The sequence below is a fragment of the Candidatus Arsenophonus triatominarum genome, assembly GCF_001640365.1.
GTDB classification, from domain to species: domain Bacteria; phylum Pseudomonadota; class Gammaproteobacteria; order Enterobacterales; family Enterobacteriaceae; genus Arsenophonus; species Arsenophonus triatominarum.
On record NZ_LWMI01000006.1, the window covers coordinates 59,655 to 80,335 of the forward strand.

The following is a 20,681-nucleotide window of genomic DNA, read 5'->3' on the forward strand; positions in this document are numbered from 1 at the left end:
TTACCATTACTAAAATTCTTTACTTTCTTTATCATTTCATTGATTTTAAAAGGTTTTTATTGATAAATGAGCTATTTTTATTTTCTCATAACTACCGCTTATCCCGAACTCAGGTTAAATACGATAATCAATAGGAATTGATTCAACAGTTGTTAGATTATGCCAAAGTAAATTAACTAAACCTATGCCAGCAATAACATCATGTTCATTACCTGAATATTGATAATGGACCATCTCTATTTTTTTACTACGTGTTTTGGCAATCAATGTATCATCGGCAATTAGTATGCAAGGGCTTTTTTTGTCTATAGAAGGTTGAACTAATCGCCATAAGTCTTTAGGTCGAAAACATCTATTTTTTAGCCATCGGCTAACAGTGTCATGAGATAAAGGTGATGGGCTTACTTCTGATAACGCCAAACCAGAGTATCTTACACTGCTTACTTGTAAGAATGTTTTATAGATATTTTTAATGCATGAATAACCGGACAAAATATGAACATCCTAATTTTTTCTTGTTTTTAAATTTATATTTCTTTTTTGGAGATTGCGAAACTCGTGTATTGGTGACATTTTTTCCTCGCGAAATTATTGTGGCCATTTCATTTCGCTTTTCAATACCTTGGCGCTTAATTCAAGACTAGCAGGCTCCTTTAAATTTGGGTAAGCTTGCTGCATCATGTCAATAACTTCAATTGAATTTTTGCTTTTCGCTAAAATTTTTTCTAGTTTTTTCAAATAGTTTTGTGTAAAAGTAACGGTAGTAATATCTTTTGCTTATGGTTCAAGGTAATGACAGGGAATAACGACTTTTGGCTTAAGTTGTTTGATACTTTCTAGGGCTTGTTGCCAATGTTGGCGAGGTGCTTTGCTTTGTGTATCAGCCGTCCAGACATGGATATTGTCAGAGACAAGTACGCCACCAACAACAGCTTTAAGTTTTGGGATCCAGACAAAAGTACGATCAGGTGCGGCACATTTTGATCCCTGAATTTTAATTTTTTCACCATCAACCACTAATGTATTACCTTATAACACATCAGGAACAATAATCTTGGTTGGTGCCTGTTCTTTCAATATAGGTCCCCAATCGGCCAGTTTACCATCTTTGGTCGCTTTTATCGCTTTAACGGTTTCGGCAGTTGCTAATACTTTTGCGTTAGGAAAAGCATTAGTAATGACCTCTAGTGCAAAATAATAATCGGGATCAGAATGACTAATATAAATTGTTGTTAGTTTTTTACACGAGTTTCGCACCAATAAAAAACGCTCTATTTTTAAGTTTAATTCAGCATAATATATAAATAGACAAAATCTTATAAATTAAAAGCAACTTATTGTAATTTAAATAAATTTATACGTTTTAGTAACTTATTAACCATTGCTTTTAAGCCATTTCTGGAATTTTATATGCCTGTGCGAAACTCGTGTTTTATTTAGTTTTTTTATACGATTAACTAATTCTTCCGCATCACTTTTTTTGAAATTGTGCATCAATAAGGATTGCTTGGTGATCACCACTAATAATTTCAGAAGAGACGGGAAAAATACTTTTTTCACCTGGATTGTAGACTGACATTTTCAAATTAGTGGCTTGAACTAATGCGCTGAAAGTAAAGAGAGTAGCCATTGTAATGATGGAAACAACTTTCATAATGTTTTCCTTAATACGGAATGTTTAATCACTTATAGCAAATAGTAAAAATTCAAAGAAAAATAATACAATTGACAGTAAAGTGTGGCATAAAATGAGTATCCACACTGGATAGCAACACGATTTCACCAGATCTGTTACCTTTATTGCCCCAGTAAATTTGGTGGCATAAAAATTTAGTTTGTTTCTAATAACCATTAATGTTCACAATTATCCAGCAAATAGTATTTTAGTCGCTAGTTCGGCAAATTTCGCCCATTTATAAAAGAGTATTACTGTGGATCGACAATTTATCAATAAAACAGTTAACTAAGGAAATGATCCTATTGTCTCAGCATGACAGATTATTAAATAATCAAAAAATAATCTAATTATTTTTAATTATCAATGTGTTAATTAAAAATAAGTTAGTAATATTAAGATTATTATTGAATTCTATAAACTTAAGTTGGTTAATGGATCAGATTAAAAATAATCAATAATCAAAGGCAGTCAGTAACTGAGTTTCAAATTCTTTAATCGTAATTTTTAGGCGTTGAATAAACCGTTCGGTAATTTCAGAAAAAGGCCGATGCATTGGTTTAATTAAATTGACAGTGAAAGGAATGGGTTTAATAAAAGGTTCTGGTGCAAAAGCTATCAGGATCATGTTGTGAAAAATCGATAACGGTAAATGGGTTGACGATTGATATACCTAATCCTTCCCTTACCATAGCACAAACAGAGGAATCATTATGTACTTCCATTATCATTCGCCGGCTAATATGTTGTTCTGCAAAAAATGTATCAATGACTTGTCGATAACTATCCGTTATTGAAAGACTAATAAAAGCAACATTATTAAAGTCTTTAGCAGTTAAATATTTTTTTTACTCAGTGGGCGCATAGGAGGTAACACAACGACTTCATTTAGGCTAGTCAAAATATCACCAATAGGTGCCGGTGGGTATCTGCCGATGTTTCTGTCAAACCGATATCATAATATTGTGCCGAAAGCAATTCCTCTAATATAGGTGACTCTTGAGAGGTAATGGTAAAGTTAACTTCAGGGTAATCGAGTAGAAACCGCTTACAGGCTTTAGGTAATAACGACTGACTAAATACCGGTAAGCAGGCAATTGAAAGTTGAGTGTCTCTAAATTGTCGGTAGTGTTCAAAAATCTCTGTCATATCTTAAACTCAAAAAAAAGAGGTATGACATATGAGAAATCAATCATTTAATTTTGATGAAGCGTTGAAGCAATTACAATCAGGTAAAAATTTACTCGGTACGGATGGAATACTCACACCACTCATAAAACAGCTGACCGAAGCTGCCCTGCAGGCAGAAATAGAACACTACCTATTGACAACGTCAATCGATACGCGTAAAAATGGCTATACTCGAAAAACGGTTAAATCGACATCAGGTCAATTTGAACTGAAAACGCCCAGAGACAGGTCAGGTGCTTTTGAGCCTCAGCTCATTAAGAAAAATCAGACAAAATTATCAGAGGATATTGATAACAAAATCCTATCGTTATTTGCATTAGGACATGAGTTATCGTGATATTCAAAAACATGTTGCAGAATTATATGGACTGGAAATATCAGATGGAGCTATTACGCATATTTGTAGTGGTCAACTAAAATTGGCCACTACAACCCTAAAGCCACTTAGAAAACCCATTTATACGACCAATGCAGTAGAGGCGGTTCATCGGCAGTTTAGGACATTAACTAAAACCAAAGGGGCTTTTCCTAATGAAAACAGCTTATTAAAATTACTCTATATTGGCATCAATCAGGTATCCAACAAATGGACTATGCCGATTAGTAACTGGGCGTTAACCATTGCTCAATTGTCCATCTATTTTAAAGGGCGCCTAGATGGTATAACCAAAATATAAAATCCCCTGACACAGAATTATGAACACCCTCAAATTGTCTGATAATTTCCGCCATATTATAGATCCTTTCTAATCCATAATAAGAACGTTCGACTTCTGCGAATAACCTTAATCCCTGAGCCGTTGGCAATAGCCGTCCTTTGATCCTATCAAATAACTTAAATCGTAACAGACTTTCTAGACGACTAATTTCACGGCTGACTGTAGGCTGAGATGTTCTAACTAATTGTGCTGCATCGGTTAGGTTTTTGGTGGTCATGACCGCGCGAAAAATTTCTATATGACGCCAGGAAAAAGTTTTCATTTACATAACTCGCTGCTGTTATCTATATCCTATATGAATAGACTATAGCTAAATAGATATTTTTAATTCTTATTTTCTCTATTAATCACGAGTTTCGCACAGGCATATAAAATTCCAGAAATGGCTTAAAAGCAATGGTTAATTTGCAAGTTACTAAAACGTATAAATTTGTTTAACTTACAATAAGTTGCTTTTAATTTATAAGATTTTGTCTATTTATATATTATGCTGAATAAAACTTAAAAATAGTTTTTATTGGTGCGAAACTCGTGTTTTTCTTGTTTTGAACTTTATACTTCTTTTATTGGAGATTGCGAAACTCGTGTCGATCTTAAACGGCTAGCTTCTGCTTTACGTAAAATGTCAGCTTCTTGTTGGCTAATTTTAGCATCGGCGAATACTTGTTCGGCAAGTTTATCTAAATTGGTAAGGTGTGGCTTATGGCTAGCTTGACTGGTCAAGCGTTCAAAAATTGGTTCGGCGGCAATAATATCTGATAATGCGGCATTAATTATGCCATAAGGGTTATGCTCACTTGGCGTCATATATTGACCGCAACCAATACGCTCGTGTGTTTCTGATGGTGTCATCATAATTTTTGCTAGTTTATGATCAAGTTGATCGTTAGGTGGTGCATAACGATAACTCAATGGAAAAATGATAATACGGCTTAACATAGCAACCAGACGATTGGGAAAGTTTCGTAGCAGTGCTTGCATGGCTTTTTCTGATTGAAATAGACAATCTTTTATTACCCATTCAACAATAGGTAAATCCATTGCTGGGCGGCCATCATCTTCAAAACGTTTTAGTGTGGCGGATGTTAAATAGAGGTGGCTTAAAATATCGCCTAAACGGGCAGAAATCCACTCACGACGTTTTAACCCGCCAACCTAATACGGCCATAGAAATATCAGCAAGTAAGGCAAGATTAGCACTTTGGCGATTCAATTGCTGATAGAAGCGGCGAGTACACGAGTTTTGCACAGGCATATAAAATTCCAGAAATGGCTTAAAAGCAATGGTTAATTTGCAAGTTGCTAAAACGTATAAATTTGTTTAACTTACAATAAGTTGCTTTTAATTTATAAGATTTTATCTATTTGTATATTATGCTGAATTAAACTTAAAAATAGAGCGTTTTTTTATTGGTGCGAAACTCGTGGAGTATTATCTTTTGTTGGTGCTTTGCTTGTTCTGCCGTTTGTTATTATACCCAAGTAGAAACTGCGCAATAGGTTCCTTATTGCATGACTTAAATGGCTAAAGAGTAATTTATCAAAGGCGATAATATCGTTATTTTGTGTTGCGGTTATTTCATGCAAAATATAAGGATGACAGCGAATAGCCCCTTGGCCAAAAATCATCATACTGTGTGTTAAAATATTGGCACCTTCAACGGTGATAGCAATGGGAGCCCTTTGATAAAAGCGAGCGAGAAAATTTGCGGGACCTATACAAATTCCTTTACCACCAGCAATATCCATCGCATCAATAATGGCTCTTTGGCTTCGATGGTGGGTACAGTGATATTTCACAATCGCAGAGAGGACTGCTGGTTTTTCGCCAGATATAATTGCCGTCGTAATTAACGTTGAAGCGGCATCCATTAAATAAGCATTAGCAGCGATACGTGCTAAAGGCTCTTAATACCTCCCATTTTTCCAATAGGTACTTTGAATTGACGGCGAATATAGGAGTATGCCCCGATTGCCAGCGCGACACTTTTTAAGCCACCCGTGGCGTTAGACGGAAAGACATTCCATTAACATACGCCAGCCTTGATGTATAAGAAATTAATACCCGAAATGGTTACTCATTAATCTGCGCCATGATGAAATCCTTTTTATTTTCTTCTAAATTTTGCCAAAATTATGTTGAAGGTTGAGATAAGGAACGGAATAGATGGTTAAAACACGATTAATTGTTAATCAATTTTGAACAAAAAGATAGATCTACCCTGTCGTGAGTTTTTATCGCCACCGCAAACAAGCCAGATCATGGTGACGTGCCATAAGTTCTTTACGATTCAATCCAAAATTCATTCCTGCGAAAAGTAATTTTTTCCCACAATAAGAGACAAGCAAGTGGATCGACTTTAAAGACGTGTTGATACATGTTTCGCCAGGTGACTTTTTAGCGGGTTTTTTATCTTGCTGGGCTAAAGGATAAACAACCTCCGTTAACATTTTTCGCATCCGTGCTGATGGACTTAAAAAGCCGTAATATAGCTAGGCGACTTAATTTTGATTACAAGGTGTGTTATGAGTTATACAATTGATTTTCGACGTAAAGTAATATCTGTAAGGAAAGCCGAAGGTTTAACAATTCGAGAAACTGCGAAACAATTCCGTATTGGAAAAGCGTCTTTAGTACGTTGGCTTAAACGACCAGAGCCAAAAAATTCAACGCCACGTAAGAGGAAGCTCGATAAAAATGCTTTAGCAAAAGATGTGGAACAGTATCCAGATGCTTACCAAAAGGAACGGGCAGAGCGATTCGGTGTTTGTAAAAAGACTATTTGGCAATCCCTTAAAAAGCTGGGATTAACCTATAAAAAAAACTCTATTCCATCCAAAAACCAACGAAAGCGACAGGCTGGCACATCAGCAAAAAAGACAACAGTATGAAAAAAAAGATAAATCTGTTGTTTTTATTGATGAAAGTGGTTTTTCACATGACACTCCACGAACTCACGGCTATTCCCCAAAAGGTCACCGTTGTTTTGGCCTGAAAAACTGGGGTGCTAAGGGAAGAACAAATGTTATTGGCGCTTTATTGGGAACAACCCTTTTTGCTATCGGATTATTTGATTGCAATATTAACCGTGATGTTTTTTATGTTTGGATCACAAAAATATTGCTCCCAGAACTTCCTGAAAATTCTGTTATTTTTATGGACAACGCTAGCTTTCACAAAGGTAAGAATATTGAACAGGCAATTATAAACGCAGGACACCAGATAGAATATTTGCCTGTGTATTCACCAGATTTAAATCCTATAGAACATAAATGGTCTCAAGCTAAACGTAAAAAGATGGAAACAGGATGCACTATCGATGACCTGTTTTTAATACATATGCTGTAATCAAAATTAAGTCGCCTAGCTATATGAAAAAAAAAGATAAATCTGTTGTTTTTATTGATGAAAGTGGTTTTTCACATGACACTCCACGAACTCACGGCTATTCCCCAAAAGGTCACCGTTGTTTTGGCCTGAAAAACTGGGGTGCTAAGGGAAGAACAAATGTTATTGGCGCTTTATTGGGAACAACCCTTTTTGCTATCGGATTATTTGATTGCAATATTAATCGTGATGTTTTTTATGTTTGGATCACAAAAATATTGCTCCCAGAACTTCCTGAAAATTCTGTTATTTTTATGGACAACGCTAGCTTTCACAAAGGTAAGAATATTGAACAGGCAATTATAAACGCAGGACACCAGATAGAATATTTGCCTGTGTATTCACCAGATTTAAATCCTATAGAACATAAATGGTCTCAAGCTAAACGTAAAAAGATGGAAACAGGATGCACTATCGATGACCTGTTTTTAATACATATGCTGTAATCAAAATTAAGTCGCCTAGCTATACTGTTGTCTTTTTTGCTGATGTGCCAGCCTGTCGCTTTCGTTGGTTTTTGGATGGAATAGAGTTTTTTTTATAGGTTAATCCCAGCTTTTTAAGGGATTGCCAAATAGTCTTTTTACAAACACCGAATCGCTCTGCCCGTTCCTTTTGGTAAGCATCTGGATACTGTTCCACATCTTTTGCTAAAGCATTTTTATCGAGCTTCCTCTTACGTGGCGTTGAATTTTTTGGCTCTGGTCGTTTAAGCCAACGTACTAAAGACGCTTTTCCAATACGGAATTGTTTCGCAGTTTCTCGAATTGTTAAACCTTCGGCTTTCCTTACAGATATTACTTTACGTCGAAAATCAATTGTATAACTCATAACACACCTTGTAATCAAAATTAAGTCGCCTAGCTATAATGTCCAAAAATACCATAAATCAGTACTAGCCATAATTAAGCTACTAAATAATAGATTTGCTTTGTGATAGCAAAGAATTCCGATTAAACCGATAAATAGAAAAATAGTGAGTAGAGCCATAATGGTACTCCTTGATTATGATCAAGCCAAATCATCGGAGGTCATATCTATTTTTTTCTTATCTTTAATCTATGTAATTTTATTTATCAATATTTTTACATATTAATTACAATGAAGTTCACAAATTATTTATTGAGCTTAACTTGGTTGTGATAAGTGGTATTGATATTTATTTCATAAAGTTTAATCCGTTACACTGGGATTGTTAAAAAAATAATATTTTATTAGGAGTAAAAATGATGTATCAGGAGCTTATTTGTGCTGAATTAAAAGAAGCGGCGGTGACATTGAACAATTTTCTTAATAACAGAGAAAATATCGAAGCAATTGAACAAGCCGCGATTATTTTGTCCAACGCCTTTAAAGCGGGAGGAAAAGTATTATCTTGTGGTAATGGTGGCTCGCACTGTGATGCTATGCATTTTGCAGAAGAATTAACCGGACGTTATCGTGAAAATCGTCCAGGTTATCCAGCAATTGCGATTTCTGATGTTAGTCATCTCTCTTGCGTTGGTAATGATTTTGGTTATGACTATGTTTTTTCCCGTTATATAGAGGCTGTAGGTAAAGAAGGGGATATATTATTTGCGCTCTCAACATCAGGTAATTCTGGCAATATCATCAAGGCAATCGCGGCTGCACGTGCTAAAAAGATGCAAGTGATCACATTGACAGGTAAAGAGGGTGGAAAAATGGCAGGAACCGCTGATATTGAGATTAGAGTACCTCATTTTGGCTATGCCGATCGGATCCAAGAAATTCATATTAAAGTGATCCATATCTTAATTCAGCTAATAGAAAAAGAAATGGTGAAATAATATTGCTAGGCAATATTGTCGGGTAGAGATGTGATTAGTTAGCGTGATTATGCTTAGATTTGGAAATTTCATTCTGGCAATAATAAAGGAGGCATTATGTGTGAATTGCTTGGTATAAGTGCTAGTGTCCCGACAGATATTAATTTTAGTTTAAGTGGTCTTATCCCGCGAGGAGGCCAGACTGGGCCACATAAAGATGGTTGGGGGATCACTTTTTAGAAGGTCGAGGTTGCCGAACGTTTAAAGAACCCAAGCCATGTTATCAATCGCCTATTGCACGCTTTGTGCAAGAGTACCCGATTAAGTCAGAGGCAGTTATTGCGCATATTCGCCAGGCAAATCGGGGCGATGTGTTATTAGAAAATACCCATCCTTTTATCAGGCAACTGTGGGGCAGAAATTGGACTTATGCACACAACGGCCAACTTGAGGGTTATAAAAAATTACCAGTAGGGCATTATCGGCCAATTGGAAAGACGGATAGTGAGTGGGTATTTTTTTGGATTTTATATCAATTGGCAGAAAAATACCCTAAAAAACCGACAAACTGGTTAACTGTATATCGGTTTATTGCCAAACTGGCTGATCAATTAAAACTGATGGGGGTACTTAATATGTTGATTTCAGATGGGCAATATATGGTGGCCTATTGCTCAGCTGATTTGCATTGGCTTACCCGCAAAGCACCTTTTGGTAAGGCAAAATTGCTTGATAATGATATTGAAATCGATTTTCAGCAACATATGCAAACAACTGATATAGTCTCAGTGATTGCAACCAAGCCTTTAACTGGTAATGAGAATTGGCACCGAATTCAGCCGGGGAGTTTTGTCTTATTCCATTTTGGTAAGCGCATATTGTAGCCTTTCATCTGCTGTAGCTGGCGATGATTGATGGTTAGGAAATTTGTTTACTAAGTATTGTCCTTGCTGAATATTAATTACCGGCAATTGATTTGTTTTAGTAAAATATTCATATGCGGGTTGCAGTTGTCGCCAGAAGGTATAGTAACGTGAATTACGATGGCGATTCATATTGGTAGAAGTCATTTTAAATGGATATATATTGACCTGTATTTCATCTTGACCATTTTGTAATGCATTTTCGACATAACGATAAATTTCATTTATATAGCGATCAGTCATCGCGTAGCAGCCAATTGATTTACAGCCACCATGTACCATCAAATAAGCGCCAGTATAGCCATGAGCTTGGTCGTATTTATTGGGAAAACCTAAATTAAAAGCGCGATAATATTTGCTATCAGGTTTTAATTGTGCGCGTGTAATGCGATAAAACCCTTCAGGACTCTTTAAGTCACCTTGTCTTTTCTTAGGTCCTAATCCACCAGAGAAATTACAGATTGGATAGCTTTTAAACAGTGAAAATAAGCCTTTTTCATTTTTAGTATAGAGTTCAAGCAGTCTTTCTTCTTTGAAAATTTGAATAAATATTGAATTATTTAAATATTTTTTGCCGTTATTACTGCTATCTAATGGATAATATAACTTTGTCGCTGAGTAGCTATTATTGATAAAAAATGACAGGGAAAAGATCCCTATGCTAATAAAAAAAGAGAGTTTCATAAGCTTCCATACATAAAGTGATATATTGTACAAAAAAATACACAAATATTAATCATACATTTGTATTGTAGTTTTTTATATTAAAAAATTAATAATTTTGTCTCCTGTCATTTTTGGCTTATTTTGCCAAAAATTCTGACATTCTTCGGAAAAATGATTTAAATGATCGCTTTTTGCGAAGTGTTCTCAATATATTAAAAAATTTATTCTTATTTGCTTGAACTAAATCACTTGCTCTATAGCTAGGCGACTTAATTTTGATTACAAGGTGTGTTATGAGTTATACAATTGATTTTCGACGTAAAGTAATATCTGTAAGGAAAGCCGAAGGTTTAACAATTCGAGAAACTGCGAAACAATTCCGTATTGGAAAAGCGTCTTTAGTACGTTGGCTTAAACGACCAGAGCCAAAAAATTCAACGCCACGTAAGAGGAAGCTCGATAAAAATGCTTTAGCAAAAGATGTGGAACAGTATCCAGATGCTTACCAAAAGGAACGGGCAGAGCGATTCGGTGTTTGTAAAAAGACTATTTGGCAATCCCTTAAAAAGCTGGGATTAACCTATAAAAAAAACTCTATTCCATCCAAAAACCAACGAAAGCGACAGGCTGGCACATCAGCAAAAAAGACAACAGTATGAAAAAAAAGATAAATCTGTTGTTTTTATTGATGAAAGTGGTTTTTCACATGACACTCCACGAACTCACGGCTATTCCCCAAAAGGTCACCGTTGTTTTGGCCTGAAAAACTGGGGTGCTAAGGGAAGAACAAATGTTATTGGCGCTTTATTGGGAACAACCCTTTTTGCTATCGGATTATTTGATTGCAATATTAATCGTGATGTTTTTTATGTTTGGATCACAAAAATATTGCTCCCAGAACTTCCTGAAAATTCTGTTATTTTTATGGACAACGCTAGCTTTCACAAAGGTAAGAATATTGAACAGGCAATTATAAACGCAGGACACCAGATAGAATATTTGCCTGTGTATTCACCAGATTTAAATCCTATAGAACATAAATGGTCTCAAGCTAAACGTAAAAAGATGGAAACAGGATGCACTATCGATGACCTGTTTTTAATACATATGCTGTAATCAAAATTAAGTCGCCTAGCTATATCAGACAGAAAGCGAGGGAACTGATAAAATCATCTGCGTTAAAATAATAGGTAAATTGTAATTAATTAGTGGATATTCATTAGCTGGCTTGTTTCAATTATTCAACAGCCTTTTAATTATTGGTTGCTATCTGATTTCATTTGAAATCGTTAGCTTAGGGTTTAATTGATAAACTTGTGCAATTCTTATGATAAAAATTAAAAAAGGGCTCGACCTCCCGATTGCAGGAGTGCCCGCTCAAGTAGTAGAGGATGGCCCTGTTATTCATCATGTAGCAGTATTGGGTGAAGAGTATATAGGGCACGAGTTTCGCAATCTCCAAAAAAGAAGTATAAAGTTCAAAACAAGAAAAAATTAGGGTGTTCATATTTTGTCCGGTTATCCATGCATTAAAAATATCTATAAAACATTCTTACAAGTAAGCAGTGTTAAGATACTCTGGTTTGGCGTTATCAGAAGTAAGCCCATCGCCTTTATCTCATGACACTGTTAGCCGATGGCTAAAAAGCAGATGTTTTCGGCCTAAAGACTTATGGCGATTAGTTCAACCTTCTATAGACAAAAAAAGCCCTTGCGTACTAATTGCCGATGATACATTGATTGCCAAAACACGTAGTAAAAAAATAGAGATGGTCCATTATCAATATTCAGGTAATGAACATGATGTCATTGCTGGCATCATAGGTTTAGTTAATTTACTTTGGCATAATCTAACAACTGTTGAATCAATTCCTATTGATTATCGTATTTATGATAAAGATTCTGATGGAAAAACAAAAAACACGCACTTTTCCGAAATGCTCGCTCTTGCTAAAAAAAGAGGGATCATACCAGAAGCGGTAGTGATGGATACCTGGTATTCTAGCCTGGATAATCTGAAATTAATTCGCTCTCATGGTTGGGTCTGGGTAACCACGCTGAGGAAAAACAGGATTGTTAACCATAACAAACAACTGAACAAGTTAGACATCTCAGAAGAAGGAACTCCAATACACTTACGAGGCTACGGTTGGGTGACTGTTTTCAAATTTACAGCCAAAAACGGCCGTATTGATTACATACACGAGTTTCGCATAGGCATATAAAATTCCAGAAATGGCTTAAAAGCAATGGTTAATTTGCAAGTTACTAAAACGTATAAATTTGTTTAAATTACAATAAGTTGCTTTTAATTTATAAGATTTTGTCTATTTATATATTATGCTGAATTAAACTTAAAAATAGAGCGTTTTTTATTGGTGCGAAACTCATGTATGTTAGTAAACACAGGGGATGTAAAAATTGAAGTTAATGGTGACCCTGAAAAGAGTTTTGCTGCGCCAGCAGGTGACAAGCTATTAAATAGTTGTCCAATCAGGGAATTTTTGTTTCATCTGCCTGTGGTGGAGGTGGGTGGTTCTTGTGGCCAATGTCGGGTGACACTCAAGCATGGTGGCAGTGATATCCTGCCTACTGAACTCGCCTATATTAATAAGCGTGAAGCTAGAGCTGGATGTCGTTTGGCTTGCCAAGTTAATGTAAAACAGGATCTGTAAATCGAATTACCTGAGGAAATTTTTGGTGTAAAAAATGGGAATGTGAAGTTATTTCGAATGAGAATAAAGCAACTTTCATTAAAGAATTAAAATTGAAGATTCCAGCAGGAGAAGTTGTCCCATTTCGGGCGGGTGGCTTTATTCAGATCGAATGTCCTCCACATAAAGTTTCTTATGCTGATTTTGATGTACCTGATGAATATCGTGAAGATTGGGATAAATTCAATTTATTTCGTTATGTTTCTGAAGTAAAACAGCAGACAGTAAGAGCTTATTCGATGGTAAATTATCCAGAAGAGCATGGGATTATCATGTTAAATGTCAGGATAGCAACACCTCCGCCGAAAGCTGCAGATTTACCTCCAGGTATTATGTCTTCATATATTTGGTCATTAAAACCAGGCAACAAAGTTACTATTTCTGGGTCATTTGGTGAATTTTTTGCTAAAGAAACCAAATGCGGAAATGATTTTTATTGGTGGTGGTGCGGGTATGGCACCAATGCGGTCACATATTTTTGATCAATTAAAGCGTTTAAAATCTAAACGAAAAATCAGTTTTTGGTATGGGACTCGTTCAAAACGTGAATTATTTTATGTTGAAGATTTTGATCAATTAGCTGCTGATAATGAAAATTTTACCTGGCATGTTGCGCTATCAGATGGAATACCTGAAGATAACTCTGGCAAGGGTATACTTGCTTTATTCATAACGTTTTATATGAAAACTATTTGAAAGATCATCCAGCGCCAGAGGATTGTGAGTTTTATATGTGTGGTCCTCCTGAGATGAACGCCGCAGTTATTAAGATGCTTAAAGATTTAGGTGTTGAAGATGAAAATATTTTATTAGATGATTTTGGTGGTTGATTGTTTCCGGTATTTTAACTTTTTGTATAATCATTGAGTTAATATGGACTTAATATACTTAAAAAAATTTTATGCTAAAAAATAAATTATTCAATTGGATTATTACCTTATCTACTATTTTCATGCTTTGTGGTTGTTTTGAGACAGAGCAAAAGAGTATTCAAGGGCAAACGATGGGAACTTACTATGTTGTTAAGTATGTCAGTGAATCATCTCATCCTTTTTGGGAAACATTGCGTGACGATATTGACAGCCGTTTAGAAGAAGTTAACAATCAAATGTCAACTTACCGCCTTAAATCTGAATTAAGCCAATTTAATCAATTTCAACATGTAAATACGCCATTTCCTGTTTCGTTAGGCATGATGACAGTGATTAAAGAAGCGATTCATATTAATAAATTAACCAATGGTGCGCTCGATATTACTATCGGACCATTAGTTAATTTATGGGGATTTGGCCCTGAAGGAAGGATAACCAAAGCACCACTGGAAGAGACGCTGCAGTTGCGCCGGCAATGGATTGGTATTGATAAACTTGCGATTAGTGGTAATAGCCTGATAAAAAAAATACCTCAGCTCTATATAGATCTCTCAGCTATCGCTAAGGGTTACGGCGTTGATGTTATAGCAGAATATTTAGAGTCACAAAATATTGATAATTATATGGTCGATATTGGTGGTGAAGTCCGGACAAAAGGCCATAATGGTAAAGGTGTAGCGTGGCGTATTGCGATTGAAAAACCTTCGGATAAAGGGCTAGAACAGTCGGTACAAGAAATTATTGAGCCTGGAAATATGTCAGTTGCTACCTCTGGTGACTATCGTAATTATTTTGAACAAGATGGAGTTTATTATTCACATACTATTGATCCGAAGACCGGTAGACCGATTATTCATAATTTGATTTCTATTACTGTTATCGCCCCGACTTGCATGATGGCAGATGGTTTATCTACTGGCCTAAATGTGTTGGGGGCTGAAAAAGGAATGGAGTTAGCTGAACGTTTAAATTTACCGGTTTTCATGGTCGTTACGACTAATAAAGGTTTCGAAGAACGTTATAGTTCGGCATTTAAACCTTATTTAGTAAAAAAAATGTAGCGGAGTCATTATGTTAAAAATATTTATCGCTACTTTGGTTTTCTTTCTGCTTGTTTTTATTGCTATGTCACTTGGGTATATTATTAAACGCAAGGAACTTCAAGGAAGTTGTGGTGGATTAAGTAATATTGGCATTGAAAAAGTTTGTGATTGCCCGCAGCCATGTGAGCTTCGCAAGATGTAGTAGTTCAGACTTAATCTGACGGTTACCGGTTATTTATACAGTACCTGTCAGGTTAAATTTGATTTAAATCTTTCTCTCTCCAAAGTTGTTTTCCATCGTGTTAAAGTTGCCATAGGAGTTCGACCGCAACACATTTTTCCTTGATGAGTGCGTTGGTTATTATATTCCGCTAACCATTTATCTAAATCAGCTTGTAATTCATCTAAAGCCCTATAGATTTTCTTACGAAAAGCCACCTGATAGAACTCTTGTCATACAGTTTTATGAAAGCGTTCACAAATCCCATTAGTTTGAGGTGAACGAGCTTTAGTTTTTGTATGATCAATATCATTGATAGCGAGATAAAGTTGATAATCGTGATGTTCAACTTTACCACAATACTCACTGCCTCTGTCCGTCAGTATACGTAACACCGGTAACCCATGCTGGGAATAAAAAGGGAGAACCTTGTCATTTAATAAATCTGCCGCCGTTATCGCGCTTTTTGTTGTGTAAAGCTTACATGAGCGACTTTACTGTAAGTATCAATGTAAGTTTGTTGATAAACACGACCAACGCCTTTTATAGCTAGGCGACTTAATTTTGATTACAAGGTGTGTTATGAGTTATACAATTGATTTTCGACGTAAAGTAATATCTGTAAGGAAAGCCGAAGGTTTAACAATTCGAGAAACTGCGAAACAATTCCGTATTGGAAAAGCGTCTTTAGTACGTTGGCTTAAACGACCAGAGCCAAAAAATTCAACGCCACGTAAGAGGAAGCTCGATAAAAATGCTTTAGCAAAAGATGTGGAACAGTATCCAGATGCTTACCAAAAGGAACGGGCAGAGCGATTCGGTGTTTGTAAAAAGACTATTTGGCAATCCCTTAAAAAGCTGGGATTAACCTATAAAAAAAACTCTATTCCATCCAAAAACCAACGAAAGCGACAGGCTGGCACATCAGCAAAAAAGACAACAGTATGAAAAAAAAGATAAATCTGTTGTTTTTATTGATGAAAGTGGTTTTTCACATGACACTCCACGAACTCACGGCTATTCCCCAAAAGGTCACCGTTGTTTTGGCCTGAAAAACTGGGGTGCTAAGGGAAGAACAAATGTTATTGGCGCTTTATTGGGAACAACCCTGTTTGCTATCGGATTATTTGATTGCAATATTAATCGTGATGTTTTTTATGTTTGGATCACAAAAATATTGCTCCCAGAACTTCCTGAAAATTCTGTTATTTTTATGGACAACGCTAGCTTTCACAAAGGTAAGAATATTGAACAGGCAATTATAAACGCAGGACACCAGATAGAATATTTGCCTGTGTATTCACCAGATTTAAATCCTATAGAACATAAATGGTCTCAAGCTAAACGTAAAAAGATGGAAACAGGATGCACTATCGATGACCTGTTTTTAATACATATGCTGTAATCAAAATTAAGTCGCCTAGCTATACACAAATCCCAAAAAAAGGAACTCGAAAAAGACCTTTATCGCCTGAACAAAAACAAGAAAATAAAATAATCTCGGGCATCCGTATTACGGTTGAACACGCCATCGCGGGTATCAAGCGCCTCGGTTGTATGACCCAAATTTTACGGAATCGTAGACCCTTTATTGATGATACCTTTTTACTCCTTAGTGCCGGTCTTTGGAATTTCCATCTCAGAACAGCCTAAAATTTACTTCAATCACCGAAATACCCTTATTTCACTATTAAGCAACACGCTTAAAGTCATCTTGCGTCATCGTTCTGTCATTGAAACGGTATTTGATGAGTTCACGAGTTTCGCACCAATAAAAAAACGCTCTATTTTTAAGTTTAATTCAGCATAATATATAAATAGACAAAATCTTATAAATTAAAAGCAAATTATTATAATTTAAACAAATTTATACGTTTTAGTAACTTGCAAATTAACCATTGCTTTTAAGCCATTTCTGGAATTTTATATGCCTGTGCGAAACTCGTGGAGTTAAAAAATCTTTGTCAGATAGAGCATACGCAGCACCTCTCTCCTGCTAACTTTGTAGTAAATTTATTAGCCGGCCTGGTTGCATATTGTTTAATTCCATCTAAACCAAAGATACCTGTGGCAGGAACATATCTTCAAGCATAATTGATAATGCTTATCCCGAACTCATGTTATTTAAGGTGACGCTCTTTTTTAATTAAATCATAAGCTAATTGAATGGATTGTGCTTTTTGTTTGGCAATTTCTATCATTTCTGGTGGTAATCCTTTAGCAACCAATTTATCTGGATGATGTTCAGCCATTAATTTACGATAAGCACGTTTAATTTTGGTTTGTTCATCATCAGGTTGCACACCTAATACCTTACAAGCATCCGCTAATGTTGGTCCTTGAGCAGTATGTCGATAGCGATTGGAACCATAAGAATAGTTACTACTATGCTCAAATCGTCGACCGCCTTCCATCATATGTAAGAATTGTTCAAACTGATTATGTGAAATGCCTAACTCTTCAGCAATAATAAACAGTACTTTTCGCTCATTTGGATGTAAAGCGCCATCGGCAAAAGCAGCTTGTATTTGAATTTCCAGAAACATCTGGATAAGGTCAAATCGACCGAAACAAGCGCGGCGTAATTTTTTCAGCGTTTGTCTTAGAGGAAAATTTTGTTCCTTACCTTCTCTAAATGCATTTTGTGCTGAAATTCTGGCATCACCATGCAACTGCATTCTGTCCATCAGGTTTGTTGCTAGTTGAATATCAACTTCAGTGACTCGGCCTTTTGCTTTCGTTAAATGGCCTAAAATCTGAAATGTGCTGACGAAAAAAAGTGCCTGATGGCTCTGTTTAGCGCCTGTTTTCTCTAAATTTTGCTGTTCTGATGCTTTATCATATGCATGACCGATAATGAAACCGATGATAACACCCCAAATATAAGTGCCAGACATGATCCCCAACATAACACCAATAATTTTTCCCCAATACCGCATAAACTTCTCAATTCCCCAATGCCCTGAGTATAATTTTGCATTATCATACTACTCTGTGCCTAATAACCTGAATATATAGTTGATGGTTTTATACAGACAAGAGCCGTTAAGTACGTTAATTGTTGAACTTTTGCCTACACGATAATATCGATGAAGGAACTACATACAGAATGATGAAAAAAAGTCACCCGACACTACTTGCTACCATGATTTGGATAGCTGTTCATAGCCAACAGGCCCATACTGATCTAACAGAACAATGCATGCTAGGGGTACCGGTATATACTAAACCCATCGTGAAAGGTAATCCCAATGATCTACCCATCCATATCACCGCAGAAGATGTGGCTGGTGAATATCCCCATTTCATCGAGTATAAAGGTAATGTAGATATTCAACAAGGTAACCAGACTCTCACCGCCGATGAAGTTAAATTGACCCAAACGGAGACAACAAGTAAAAACCCATTGCGTACGGTAGTAGCAACAGGAAATGTACATTATGATGATCCACAAATCATCCTAAAAGGGCCAAAGGCATGGTCAAATCTTAGTAATAAAGATACCGATGTCGAAAAAGGTGACTATTTGATGGTCGGGCGTCAGGGTCGCGGCTACGCAAATAAAATGAAATTGCGCGGTGAAAATCGCTACACCATTTTAGAAAAAGGCATGTTTACTGCCTGCCTTCCAGGTAATGATAGCTGGAGCGTTGTTGGCTCAGAAGTTATTTTAGATCGCCAAGAACAAGTTGCCGAAATATGGAATGCACGTTTTCGCATTGCTAATGTGCCTGTTTTTTATAGCCCTTATTTACAATTACCGATTGGCAATAAACGTCGATCCGGTTTTCTACTACCGAATGGTAGTTATTCTAAAGGTTCAGGCTTAGACTTCGCGCTACCCTTTTACTGGAATATCGCGCCTAACTACGATGCAACCATTACACCACAATTTATGACCTTTCGTGGCGTAAAACTGAATAACGAGTTTCGTTATCTGACGATTGCTGGAGCCGGTACCGTTGCCGTTGATTGGCTAAAACACGACCGCAGTTATATTAAAGATAAAAATAGTGGCAAGTATCCCGCTCGTGATATTGATGATCGCTGGCTTCTATATTGGGGTCATTCGGGCGTACTCAATCAAGTATGGCGTTTTAATATCGATTATACCAAAGTCAGTGATCCAAAATATTTCACTGATTTTACCTCTAAATACGGTAATAGTACTGACGGCTATGTTACTCAGAAATTAAATGTCGGTTATGCACAACCTAACTGGAATGCAACCTTAACTCATAAACAGTTTCAGGTTTTTGTCGATTCACCGAATAGTAAAGTTTACAAAACTGAACCGCAATTAGACCTAAATTTTTATAAATATGATCTAGGGCCATTTGATCTGAAAACGTATGCCCAAGCAGCGCGTATTACCAGTGTTGGGGCCAATAATCCTGATGCCACTCGGTTACATATCGAGCCAGAATTGAACCTGCCATTAGCAAATGATTGGGCCAGTATTAACAATACTGTAAGGGTAATGGCAACTTATTATGATCAGGATATCCCTGACAAGCTGGCTAATGGCACGTTAAAAAAACATGTTACTCGCGTCTTACCGTCAGTAACTTCTGATGCGAAACTGGTTTTCGAACGTGACCTGCTGACAAATAGCAATTATGTGCAAACGTTAGAACCCCGGGTGCAATATCTTTATGTGCCTTATCGCGACCAAAGTGATATTAATAATTATGATTCCTCCTTACTACAGGCTGACTATAACGGTTTATTTCGTAACCGCATTTATAGCGGCCTAGATCGTATCACTTCAGCTAACCAATTGACGACCGGTATCACTACACGTATTTATGATGAAGAATTAACTGAACGTTTTAATTTTTCTGTCGGACAAATATACTATTTTGAGCGGCCCAGAACTGAAGATTCCGATTTACCGATTGAAGATAAAAGTAATACCGGTTCATTACTATGGGCCGGTGATGCTTATTTACGTTTAACGGATAACTGGGGACTACGCGGTGGGCTCCAGTATGATAGACGGCTGGGTGATATTACGATGAGGAATGTTGTGACCGAATATCGCCTGGATTCAGATCGTTTAATTCAGCTAAATTACCGCTTTGTCGATCGCGATTATATTCAAGCAACTCTCAAAGACGCCGCACCAGCCTTTCAAAAAGGAATTTCTCAAATGGGGTTGGTAGTGAGTTGGCCTTTAGGTGATCGCTGGGGCTTTGTTGGCTCATACTATCATGATCTAAAAGAAAACCAACCCGCCAGTCGATTAATCGGTTTACAATATAGTACGTGCTGCTGGTCAATTAATATGGGCTATGAGCGTAAAATCGTCGGCTGGCAACAACAAAACTTCAGTAGTGACTATGATAATCGCTGGTCAATCAATGTGGAACTAAGAGGCCTAAATAATAATCATAATTTGGGAAGTCAAGATATGCTTGCTAGTGGTATTTTACCTTATCAACGAGCCTTCTAATAAAATTGATATTTTCATCTATCAAATA

21 protein-coding genes and 11 pseudogenes are annotated in these 20,681 nt (G+C 36.4%); 18 read left to right on the plus strand and 14 right to left on the minus strand.

What is annotated here, in order from left to right; all coding sequences use genetic code 11:
• Positions 1–120: 120 nt before the first annotated feature.
• From AYJ55_RS02900 to AYJ55_RS34400, 7 genes and pseudogenes are all read right to left on the minus strand, one after another.
• Positions 121–492, minus strand: a pseudogene (locus tag AYJ55_RS02900) (IS701 family transposase); the annotation flags it as partial.
• A 96-nt stretch (positions 493–588) separates the two neighbouring features.
• Entirely contained in the window at positions 589–738 is a 150-nt protein-coding gene (locus tag AYJ55_RS35060; protein WP_342668134.1) for a hypothetical protein, read from the minus strand.
• 39 nt (positions 739–777) lie between these two features.
• Positions 778–1,017 (minus strand): hypothetical protein, encoded by a 240-nt coding sequence (locus AYJ55_RS35065; protein WP_063654153.1) that lies wholly within the window; start codon positions 1,015–1,017, stop codon positions 778–780.
• Positions 1,018–1,029: 12 nt separating this feature from the next.
• Positions 1,030–1,257 carry an MBL fold metallo-hydrolase gene (locus AYJ55_RS35070; RefSeq protein WP_063654155.1) on the minus strand — a complete coding sequence of 76 codons (228 nt, stop codon included), beginning with the start codon at positions 1,255–1,257 and terminating at the stop codon, positions 1,030–1,032.
• Positions 1,258–1,471: 214 nt separating this feature from the next.
• Entirely contained in the window at positions 1,472–1,654 is a 183-nt protein-coding gene (locus tag AYJ55_RS02915) for a hypothetical protein (RefSeq protein ID WP_063654157.1), read from the minus strand.
• Between the two features lie 611 nt (positions 1,655–2,265).
• Positions 2,266–2,505: pseudogene (locus AYJ55_RS34395) on the minus strand (LysR substrate-binding domain-containing protein); the annotation flags it as partial.
• Between the two features lie 67 nt (positions 2,506–2,572).
• Positions 2,573–2,824: a LysR substrate-binding domain-containing protein gene (locus tag AYJ55_RS34400; RefSeq protein ID WP_074167885.1), complete on the minus strand. Its 252-nt coding sequence runs from the start codon at positions 2,822–2,824 to the stop codon at positions 2,573–2,575.
• Positions 2,825–2,855: 31 nt separating this feature from the next.
• Here AYJ55_RS34400 and AYJ55_RS35445 point away from each other — a divergent pair.
• A pseudogene (locus AYJ55_RS35445) lies at positions 2,856–3,543 on the plus strand (transposase).
• A gap of 10 nt (positions 3,544–3,553) precedes the next feature.
• Here AYJ55_RS35445 and AYJ55_RS02930 read toward each other — a convergent pair.
• The 3 genes and pseudogenes from AYJ55_RS02930 to AYJ55_RS02950 all read right to left on the minus strand — a co-directional run.
• Positions 3,554–3,847 (minus strand): annotated as a pseudogene (locus AYJ55_RS02930) (LysR family transcriptional regulator); the annotation flags it as partial.
• A gap of 290 nt (positions 3,848–4,137) precedes the next feature.
• A pseudogene (locus AYJ55_RS35450) lies at positions 4,138–5,631 on the minus strand (acyl-CoA dehydrogenase domain-containing protein); the annotation flags it as partial.
• 189 nt (positions 5,632–5,820) lie between these two features.
• A complete protein-coding gene (locus AYJ55_RS02950; protein WP_162505276.1) occupies positions 5,821–6,045 on the minus strand; it encodes a hypothetical protein in 225 nt (74 codons plus the stop codon).
• A 66-nt stretch (positions 6,046–6,111) separates the two neighbouring features.
• Between AYJ55_RS02950 and AYJ55_RS02955 the strand changes: the two genes are divergently transcribed.
• From AYJ55_RS02955 to AYJ55_RS02965, 3 genes are read left to right on the plus strand one after another with little or no spacing between them, the layout of a single operon-like run.
• On the plus strand, positions 6,112–6,477 hold the full coding sequence (locus tag AYJ55_RS02955; RefSeq protein WP_063653415.1) for an IS630 transposase-related protein: 366 nt from the start codon (positions 6,112–6,114) through the stop codon (positions 6,475–6,477).
• Positions 6,446–6,934, plus strand: a complete 489-nt coding sequence (locus tag AYJ55_RS02960; RefSeq protein ID WP_063653499.1) for an IS630 family transposase — start codon at positions 6,446–6,448, stop codon at positions 6,932–6,934. Before AYJ55_RS02955 ends, AYJ55_RS02960 begins: the two co-directional genes overlap by 32 nt.
• 23 nt (positions 6,935–6,957) lie before the next feature.
• Complete coding sequence (locus tag AYJ55_RS02965; RefSeq protein WP_063654041.1) at positions 6,958–7,419, plus strand: IS630 family transposase; 462 nt, start codon at positions 6,958–6,960, stop codon at positions 7,417–7,419.
• A gap of 19 nt (positions 7,420–7,438) precedes the next feature.
• Here the strand turns inward: AYJ55_RS02965 and AYJ55_RS02970 are convergent, their stop codons facing one another.
• Positions 7,439–7,804, minus strand: a complete 366-nt coding sequence (locus AYJ55_RS02970; protein WP_063653415.1) for an IS630 transposase-related protein — start codon at positions 7,802–7,804, stop codon at positions 7,439–7,441.
• 398 nt (positions 7,805–8,202) lie between these two features.
• On the opposite strand from AYJ55_RS02970, the gene lpcA reads away from it, so the two are divergent.
• Both lpcA and AYJ55_RS02980 read left to right on the plus strand, forming a co-directional pair.
• Positions 8,203–8,781, plus strand: a complete 579-nt coding sequence (lpcA, locus tag AYJ55_RS02975) for a D-sedoheptulose 7-phosphate isomerase (protein ID WP_063654629.1) — start codon at positions 8,203–8,205, stop codon at positions 8,779–8,781.
• A 96-nt stretch (positions 8,782–8,877) separates the two neighbouring features.
• Positions 8,878–9,644, plus strand: a pseudogene (locus AYJ55_RS02980) (class II glutamine amidotransferase).
• On the opposite strand, the gene AYJ55_RS02985 reads toward AYJ55_RS02980, so the two are convergent.
• Positions 9,615–10,367: a L,D-transpeptidase family protein gene (locus AYJ55_RS02985; protein ID WP_063654171.1), complete on the minus strand. Its 753-nt coding sequence runs from the start codon at positions 10,365–10,367 to the stop codon at positions 9,615–9,617. The pseudogene AYJ55_RS02980 and the gene AYJ55_RS02985 sit on opposite strands and share 30 nt — an antisense overlap.
• Positions 10,368–10,642: 275 nt before the next feature.
• Between AYJ55_RS02985 and AYJ55_RS02990 the strand changes: the two genes are divergently transcribed.
• The 7 genes and pseudogenes from AYJ55_RS02990 to nqrM all read left to right on the plus strand — a co-directional run bounded on the left by AYJ55_RS02990 (position 10,643) and on the right by nqrM (position 15,180).
• The gene (locus tag AYJ55_RS02990; protein ID WP_063653415.1) at positions 10,643–11,008 is read left to right on the plus strand and encodes an IS630 transposase-related protein; all 366 of its coding nucleotides are present in this window, start codon (positions 10,643–10,645) and stop codon (positions 11,006–11,008) included.
• On the plus strand, positions 10,977–11,465 hold the full coding sequence (locus AYJ55_RS02995; RefSeq protein WP_063653499.1) for an IS630 family transposase: 489 nt from the start codon (positions 10,977–10,979) through the stop codon (positions 11,463–11,465). Before AYJ55_RS02990 ends, AYJ55_RS02995 begins: the two co-directional genes overlap by 32 nt.
• A gap of 211 nt (positions 11,466–11,676) precedes the next feature.
• A pseudogene (locus AYJ55_RS24725) lies at positions 11,677–11,790 on the plus strand (hypothetical protein); the annotation flags it as partial.
• A gap of 69 nt (positions 11,791–11,859) precedes the next feature.
• Positions 11,860–12,550: pseudogene (locus AYJ55_RS03000) on the plus strand (IS701 family transposase); the annotation flags it as partial.
• Positions 12,551–12,742: 192 nt separating this feature from the next.
• Positions 12,743–13,893: pseudogene (nqrF, locus tag AYJ55_RS03005) on the plus strand (NADH:ubiquinone reductase (Na(+)-transporting) subunit F).
• Positions 13,894–13,964: 71 nt separating this feature from the next.
• A complete protein-coding gene (locus AYJ55_RS03010) occupies positions 13,965–14,996 on the plus strand; it encodes an FAD:protein FMN transferase (RefSeq protein WP_063654175.1) in 1,032 nt (343 codons plus the stop codon).
• 10 nt (positions 14,997–15,006) lie between these two features.
• Positions 15,007–15,180, plus strand: a complete 174-nt coding sequence (gene nqrM, locus AYJ55_RS24730; RefSeq protein WP_074167886.1) for a (Na+)-NQR maturation NqrM — start codon at positions 15,007–15,009, stop codon at positions 15,178–15,180.
• A gap of 52 nt (positions 15,181–15,232) precedes the next feature.
• Here nqrM and AYJ55_RS27885 read toward each other — a convergent pair.
• Positions 15,233–15,745, minus strand: a pseudogene (locus AYJ55_RS27885) (integrase core domain-containing protein); the annotation flags it as partial.
• Positions 15,746–15,780: 35 nt separating this feature from the next.
• Between AYJ55_RS27885 and AYJ55_RS03020 the strand changes: the two are divergent.
• From AYJ55_RS03020 to AYJ55_RS32555, 4 genes and pseudogenes are all read left to right on the plus strand, one after another.
• Entirely contained in the window at positions 15,781–16,146 is a 366-nt protein-coding gene (locus AYJ55_RS03020; protein WP_063653415.1) for an IS630 transposase-related protein, read from the plus strand.
• Positions 16,115–16,603 (plus strand): IS630 family transposase, encoded by a 489-nt coding sequence (locus tag AYJ55_RS03025; protein ID WP_063653499.1) that lies wholly within the window; start codon positions 16,115–16,117, stop codon positions 16,601–16,603. Before AYJ55_RS03020 ends, AYJ55_RS03025 begins: the two co-directional genes overlap by 32 nt.
• Before the next feature lie 29 nt (positions 16,604–16,632).
• The gene (locus AYJ55_RS34405) at positions 16,633–16,851 is read left to right on the plus strand and encodes a transposase family protein (RefSeq protein ID WP_162505268.1); all 219 of its coding nucleotides are present in this window, start codon (positions 16,633–16,635) and stop codon (positions 16,849–16,851) included.
• A gap of 294 nt (positions 16,852–17,145) precedes the next feature.
• Positions 17,146–17,292: pseudogene (locus AYJ55_RS32555) on the plus strand (IS982 family transposase); the annotation flags it as partial.
• A 26-nt stretch (positions 17,293–17,318) separates the two neighbouring features.
• Here AYJ55_RS32555 and djlA read toward each other — a convergent pair.
• A complete protein-coding gene (djlA, locus tag AYJ55_RS03030) occupies positions 17,319–18,137 on the minus strand; it encodes a co-chaperone DjlA (protein WP_063654176.1) in 819 nt (272 codons plus the stop codon).
• 173 nt (positions 18,138–18,310) lie between these two features.
• Here djlA and lptD point away from each other — a divergent pair, with 173 nt between their 5' ends.
• On the plus strand, positions 18,311–20,653 hold the full coding sequence (lptD, locus tag AYJ55_RS03035; RefSeq protein WP_063654631.1) for an LPS assembly protein LptD: 2,343 nt from the start codon (positions 18,311–18,313) through the stop codon (positions 20,651–20,653).
• Positions 20,654–20,681: the final 28 nt, after the last annotated feature.